The organism is Pseudomonas libanensis, assembly GCF_001439685.1.
Lineage (GTDB): Bacteria > Pseudomonadota > Gammaproteobacteria > Pseudomonadales > Pseudomonadaceae > Aquipseudomonas > Aquipseudomonas libanensis.
Window position 1 is genome coordinate 336201 of the sequence record NZ_JYLH01000006.1, and the last position, 7052, is coordinate 343252.

Sequence of the window (7052 nt, forward strand, 5' to 3'; positions counted from 1 at the left end):
TGGCTTAGATTCGCCGCATCATAGCATCCCAATTAGTGGGAATGCCGTGGGACTTCGGCGCCGCGGCAACCCACCAGGAAGTCGAAATCACAGCCCTGGTCGGCCTGCAGCACATGGTCGATGTACAACTGGCGGTAGCCGCCGACGATCAGGTTCTGCGCCGGCTTGAGGTCGGCCATGCGTGCCGCCAGCTCGGCGTCCGGGATGTCCAGGTGCAGGCGGCCATTGGCACAATCGAGCTCGATCCAGTCACCTTCCTGCACCGTGGCCAACGGCCCGCCGGCAGCGGCTTCCGGTGCCACATGCAAGACCACGGTGCCGTAAGCGGTGCCGCTCATGCGTGCATCGGAAATACGCACCATGTCGGTCACGCCCTGGGCCAGCAGCTTGGCCGGCAAACCCATGTTGCCGACTTCGGCCATGCCCGGGTAACCCTTGGGGCCGCAGTTCTTCATGACCAGGATCGAGTTGGCGTCCACGTCCAGGTCCGGGTCGTTGATGCGCGCCTTGTACATGTCGAAGTTCTCGAACACCACCGCACGGCCGCGATGCTGCATCAGCTCGGGACTGGCCGCCGATGGCTTGAGCACCGCACCCAGGGGCGCCAGGTTGCCGCGCAACACGCAGATGCCGCCGTCGGCGCGGATCGGGTTGTCGAGTGTGCGGATCACTTCATCCTGGCCATAGATCGGTGAGTCCTTGGTGTTCTCGCCCAGGGACTTGCCGTTGACGGTCAAGGCATCGGGGTGGGGGATCAGGTTGGCTTCACCGAGGCGCCGCAGCACCGCGGGCAAGCCACCGGCGTAGTAGAACTCTTCCATCAGGAAGCGCCCGGACGGTTGCAGGTCGACGATGGTCGGCATGCCGCGGCCGATGCGGGTCCAGTCATCCAGGTCCAATTCAACCCCGATGCGCCCGGCGATGGCCTTCAAGTGGATCACCGCATTGGTCGAACCGCCGATGGCCGCGTTTACCCGAATCGCGTTTTCAAACGCCTCCTTGGTCAGGATCTTCGACAGCTTCAAGTCTTCGCGCACCATCTCCACAGCACGCATGCCGGACATATGCGCCAGCACATAACGCCGTGCATCCACCGCCGGGATCGCCGCGTTGTGGGGCAGGGACGTGCCCAGTGCCTCGGCCATGCAGGCCATGGTCGACGCCGTGCCCATGGTGTTGCAGGTGCCCGCCGAGCGCGACATGCCGCCTTCGGCCGCGAGGAAGTCATCCAGGGTGATAGTGCCGGCCTTGACCTGTTCGCTGAGCTGCCACACCACGGTGCCCGAACCGATGTCCTGGCCCTTGTGCTTGCCATTGAGCATCGGCCCGCCGGTGACCACGATGGCCGGCACATCGCAACTGGCCGCGCCCATCAGCAGCGCCGGGGTGGTCTTGTCGCAACCGGTCAGCAGCACCACGCCATCGATGGGGTTCCCGCGAATGGCTTCCTCCACATCCATGCTCGCCAGGTTGCGGGTGAGCATGGCGGTGGGGCGCAAATTGGATTCACCGTTGGAAAACACCGGGAATTCCACCGGGAAGCCACCGGCCTCGATCACGCCGCGCTTGACGTGCTCGGCGATCTGGCGGAAGTGGGCGTTGCACGGGGTCAGCTCCGACCAGGTATTGCAGATGCCGATGATCGGCTTGCCATGGAACTGGTGGTCGGCAATGCCCTGGTTCTTCATCCAGCTGCGGTACATGAAGCCGTTCTTGTCGGCGGTACCAAACCACTGGGCGGAGCGTAGGCCGGGCTTTTTGTCAGGCATGATCGATTCTCTTATTGTATGACTATATGTTCTATGCGTGGTTAAACATAAGCGCAAAATCGAAGCTTTGGAAGTGTTGTTTTGCAAATAGTCATACTATATAGTCGATCTCAACTGAGGTATGACCCTGGCGGATTTCGCGAGAGGCGTCCCCCGAGCTTCTATAAAAACAACAATCGGAGATCGACCCATGAGCCAGGAATTGCGGCTTATTCGGCGCATCACGCTGAAACTGATTCCCTTCCTGATCCTGCTGTACCTGATCGCCTACGTGGACCGTTCCGCCGTAGGGTTCGCCAAGCTGCACATGGGCGCCGACGTCGGCATCGGTGACGCCGCCTATGGCCTCGGTGCCGGGCTGTTCTTCATTGGCTACTTCCTGTTCGAAATCCCCAGCAACCTGATGCTCGACCGCTTCGGCGCGCGGCGCTGGTTTGCGCGCATCATGATCACCTGGGGCGCCATCACCATCGGCATGGCCTTCGTGCAAGGCCCGCACAGCTTCTATGTGATGCGCTTTTTGCTCGGCGCAGCGGAAGCGGGGTTCTTTCCTGGCGTGCTGTACTACATCACCCAATGGTTCCCGGTACGCCATCGCGGCAAGATCCTCGGGCTGTTCATCCTCTCCCAGCCCATCGCGATGATGATCACGGGGCCCGTGTCCGGCGGTCTGCTCGGCATGGACGGCATCCTTGGCCTGCACGGCTGGCAGTGGCTGTTTATCGTGATCGGCACCCCGGCGATCCTGCTGACCTGGCCGGTGCTGCGCTACCTGCCGGACGGCCCGAAACAGGTCAGCTGGATGAGCGAGCAAGAAAAGACCTGGCTCACCGGCGAGCTGGAAAAAGACCTGCAAGCCTACGGCCAGACCCGCCATGGCAACCCGTTGCATGCCCTCAAGGACAAGCGCGTGTTGCTGCTGGCGCTGTTCTACCTGCCGGTGACCCTGAGCATCTACGGCCTGGGCCTGTGGCTGCCGACCCTGATCAAGCAGTTCGGCGGCAGCGACCTCACCACCGGCTTCATCTCCGCCGTGCCGTATATCTTCGGCATCATCGGCCTGCTGATCATCCCGCGCAGTTCCGACCGCTTGAATGATCGCTACGGCCATCTCGCGGTGCTGTATGTGCTCGGCGCCATCGGCCTGTTCTGCAGCGCCTGGCTGAGTGTGCCGGTGTTGCAGATGGCTGCGTTGTGCCTGGCGGCATTTGCCATGTTTTCCTGCACCGCGGTGTTCTGGACCTTGCCGGGGCGCTTCTTTGCCGGGGCCAGCGCGGCAGCCGGTATCGCCTTGATCAACTCGGTGGGCAACCTCGGCGGCTACATCGGTCCGTTTGTGATCGGTGCACTCAAGGAATACACCGGCAACCTGGCCTCGGGCCTGTACTTCTTATCCGGCGTGATGGTGTTCGGGCTGGTCTTGACCTTCGTGGTCTACCGCGTGCTGGAGCGCAAGCACGTGCTGCCCGTCGACCAATTCGCCGCCAGCGCCCGTGGCGCCACACGTACTTAAATCCTGGAGAAAATGCATGCGTCTAGTTCAGTTCGAGTTGGGTAACGGTGAGCGCCGCGTCGGCGTTGTGGAAGGCAACACCCTGCGCGAAGTGCAGGGCGCACACAGCGTGCGCGAGTTGGCGCTGGCCGCCATCAAAGCCGGCACGGGCCTTGCGCAACAGGTGCAGGGCCTGGGCCTGGGCGATAGCCATGACTACGCCGCGCTGCGGGCCGAGCTGAAAATCCTGCCGCCACTGGACCACCCGGACCCGGCCCATATGCTGATCAGCGGCACCGGCCTGACCCACCTGGGCAGCGCTTCGGCCCGCGACAAGATGCACCAGCAGGCCGGCGACGACAGCGCCATGACCGACACCATGCGCATCTTCAAATGGGGCGTGGAGGGCGGCAAGCCTGCGGCGGGCCAGGCAGGCGTGCAGCCGGAGTGGTTCTACAAGGGCGACGGCAGCATTGTCGTACGCCCGGGCGCCGCCTTCCCGGTGCCGCCGTTTGCCGAAGACGCTGGCGAAGAGCCGGAGATCGGCGGCCTCTACGTGATCGGCCACGACCGCAAACCTTATCGCCTCGGCTTTGCGGTGGGCAATGAGTTCTCCGACCATGTGATGGAACGCAGGAACTACCTGTACCTGGCCCATTCCAAGCTGCGCAGTTGCAGCTATGGCCCGGAACTGCGCGTGGGCGAGCTGCCCCAGCACCTGGCCGGCAGCAGCCGCATCCTGCGCAACGGCGAGGAAATCTGGCGGAACGAATTCCTCAGTGGCGAGGCCAATATGTGCCACAGCCTGGAAAACCTTGAGTATCACCACTTCAAATACAGCCAGTTCCTCAAGCCGGGGGATGTGCACATTCACTTCTTCGGCACCGCTACGCTGTCATTTGCCGACGGTATACGTACCCAGCCGGGCGACGTGTTCGAGATCAGCCAGGCTGAATTCGGCGCGCCGTTGATCAACGGTATCGGCAGCAGCGATGCGGCATTTGAACCCGGCCAAGTCACCCCCCTTTAAGGAGATCAACATGACCCAGTTCCTCGGCCACAACTACATCGGCGGCCAGCGCAGCGCCAACGGCAACGTCAAGCTGCAAAGCGTCGATGCCACCAGCGGTGAAGCCTTGCCGCAGGATTTCTACCAGGCCACACCGCAAGAGGTCGATGCCGCCGCCAAGGCCGCCGCCGCTGCGTATCCGGCGTTCCGTGCGCTGAGTGCCGCGCGCCGTGCGCAGTTCCTGGACACGATAGCCGACGAGCTGGATGCCCTGAGCGATAACTTCATCGACTTGGTCTGCCGCGAAACCGCGCTGCCCGCCGCCCGCATTAAAGGCGAGCGCGGGCGCACCAGCGGCCAGATGCGCCTGTTCGCCACGGTGCTGCGCCGTGGCGATTTCTACGGGGCGCGTATCGATAAAGCCTTGCCGGATCGCCAGCCGCTGCCACGCCCGGACCTGCGCCAATACCGTATCGGCCTGGGCCCGGTGGCGGTGTTCGGTGCCAGCAACTTCCCCCTGGCCTTTTCCACGGCGGGCGGCGATACCGCCGCTGCGTTGGCCGCAGGCTGCCCCGTGGTGTTCAAGGCCCACAGCGGGCACATGGCGACGGCCGAGCAAGTGGCCGATGCGATCATCCGCGCGGCCGAGGCCACCGAGATGCCGGCGGGGGTATTCAATATGATCTTCGGCGGCGGCGTCGGCGAAGCCCTGGTCAAGCATCCGGCGATCCAGGCCGTGGGTTTCACCGGCTCGCTCAAGGGTGGCCGTGCCCTGTGCGACATGGCCGCGGCACGCCCGCAACCGATCCCGGTGTTCGCCGAGATGTCGAGCATCAACCCGGTGATCGTGCTGCCCCAGGCCTTGCACGTCCGCGCCGAAAGCGTGGCCCGCGACCTGACCGCCTCGGTGGTGCAGGGCTGCGGCCAGTTCTGCACCAACCCCGGCCTGGTCATCGGTATCGCGTCGCCACAATTCACGGCGTTCACTCAACAGGTCGCGCAATTGATCGGTGCGCAACCGGCGCAGACCATGCTCAACGCCGGCACCTTGGACAGCTATGGCAAGGGCCTGGCAAAACTCCTGTCCCACCCAGGCATCCAGCACCTGGCGGGTAACGCGCAATCGGGCAACCAGGCTCAACCGCAGCTGTTCAAGGCGGATGTACGCCTGTTGATCGACGGCGACGAAGTGCTGCAGGAAGAAGTGTTCGGCCCCACCACGGTGTTCGTCGAAGTGGCCGACCAGGCCCAGCTCAGCACCGCCTTGCAGGGGCTGCACGGGCAATTGACCGCCACCATCATCGGCGAACCGGCTGACCTGCAACAGTTCGCCGAACTCACGCCGCTGCTGGAGCAGAAAGTCGGGCGCATCCTGCTCAACGGTTATCCCACTGGCGTCGAAGTCTGCGATTCGATGGTGCACGGCGGGCCGTATCCGGCAACGTCCGATGCCCGTGGCACCTCGGTCGGCACCCTGGCCATCGACCGCTTCCTGCGCCCGGTGTGCTTCCAGAATTACCCTGATAGCCTGCTGCCCGAGGCGTTGAAAAACGCCAACCCGTTGCGTATCCAACGGCTGGTGGATGGCACGCCATCCCGCGACCCGTTGTAAGTCACCAGGAGGCTTCATGTCAGTGAATGCAGTGACCCCACACCGTGCCCGGTTGGGCGAGGGGCCGTTCTGGGACAGACCGACCCAGGCCCTGTATTGGGTGGATATCGCTGCCCGGCAGGCCCTGCGCCTGATGGGCGGCGAGTTGCAGGTCTGGCAATTGCCCGAGCATGTCTCGGCATTCATCCCCTGTGAACGTGGCGATGCGCTGGTGACCTTGAGCAGCGGCGTGTATCGCCTGGACCTGGCCACCGAAGCGCTGACCCTGCTGTGCGTCGCCGACCCGCAAGCGGGCAACCGTGGCAATGAAGCGCGCTGCGATGCCCAGGGCCGGCTGTGGCTGGGCACCATGCAGAACAATATCGGTGAGCAAGGCGAGGACTTGCCCATCACTCGGCGTTCCGGAGGATTGTTCCGCATCGATGCCGATGCCACGGTCACGCCGCTGCTCAGCGGCCTGGGCATTCCCAACACACTGCTCTGGAGTGAAGACGGTGGTCACGTGCACTTCGGCGACAGCATGGACGGCACGCTGTACCACCATCCAATCCAGCCTGACGGCCAACTCGAACCCGCGCGGGTGTGGTTCGGCCCCCACGAGCGGGGCGGGCCGGACGGTTCGGCCATGGACGCCGAAGGCTACATCTGGAATGCCCGTTGGGACGGCAGTTGCCTGCTGCGCCTGACGCCCCTGGGTGAGGTGGATCGCATCATCGAACTGCCCGTCAGCCGTCCCACCAGTTGCGTGTTCGGTGGGCCCAATCTCACCACGTTGTACATCACCAGTGCCGCCAGCCCTTTGGAACACTCTTTGGACGGTGCGCTGTTGGCCATTGAGGTCGATGTGCCTGGCAAACCTTGTCACCGCTTCGCCGGTTAAACCCAAGACTCAAAAACAACAACAAGAGGTGTCGTTCATGAAAAAGGTTCTACGCGTTCTGGCTGCCGCCGTTGCTTTAAGCAGCCTCAGCAGCATCGTATCGGCTGAAGAAGTGAAGATCGGCTTTCTAGTCAAGCAGGCCGAAGAACCCTGGTTTCAAACGGAATGGGCCTTCGCCGAAAAAGCCGGCAAGGAACACGGTTTCACCGTGATCAAGATCGCCGTGCCCGACGGCGAGAAAACCCTCTCGGCCATCGACAGCCTGGCCGCCAACGGCGCCAAGGGTTTTG

General features: G+C 63.4%; 5 protein-coding genes and 1 pseudogene. 5 read left to right on the forward strand and 1 reads right to left on the reverse strand.

What is annotated here, in order from left to right; translation table 11 throughout:
* Nucleotides 1–32 precede the first annotated feature (32 nt).
* The gene (locus tag TU73_RS12430) at nucleotides 33–1769 is read right to left on the reverse strand and encodes an IlvD/Edd family dehydratase (RefSeq protein ID WP_057012443.1); all 1737 of its coding nucleotides are present in this window, start codon (nucleotides 1767–1769) and stop codon (nucleotides 33–35) included.
* Nucleotides 1770–1959: 190 nt separating this feature from the next.
* Here TU73_RS12430 and TU73_RS12435 point away from each other — a divergent pair, with 190 nt between their 5' ends.
* The 5 genes and pseudogenes from TU73_RS12435 to TU73_RS12455 all read left to right on the forward strand — a co-directional run.
* Nucleotides 1960–3282, forward strand: coding sequence for an MFS transporter (locus tag TU73_RS12435; protein WP_057012444.1), 1323 nt, complete (start codon nucleotides 1960–1962; stop codon nucleotides 3280–3282).
* Nucleotides 3283–3298: 16 nt separating this feature from the next.
* A complete protein-coding gene (araD1, locus tag TU73_RS12440) occupies nucleotides 3299–4291 on the forward strand; it encodes an AraD1 family protein (RefSeq protein ID WP_057012445.1) in 993 nt (330 codons plus the stop codon).
* Nucleotides 4292–4301: 10 nt separating this feature from the next.
* The gene (locus tag TU73_RS12445; protein ID WP_057012446.1) at nucleotides 4302–5882 is read left to right on the forward strand and encodes an aldehyde dehydrogenase (NADP(+)); all 1581 of its coding nucleotides are present in this window, start codon (nucleotides 4302–4304) and stop codon (nucleotides 5880–5882) included.
* A gap of 16 nt (nucleotides 5883–5898) precedes the next feature.
* Nucleotides 5899–6762 (forward strand): SMP-30/gluconolactonase/LRE family protein, encoded by an 864-nt coding sequence (locus tag TU73_RS12450; protein ID WP_057012447.1) that lies wholly within the window; start codon nucleotides 5899–5901, stop codon nucleotides 6760–6762.
* Between the two features lie 37 nt (nucleotides 6763–6799).
* Nucleotides 6800–7052 (forward strand): annotated as a pseudogene (locus TU73_RS12455) (arabinose ABC transporter substrate-binding protein); the annotation flags it as partial.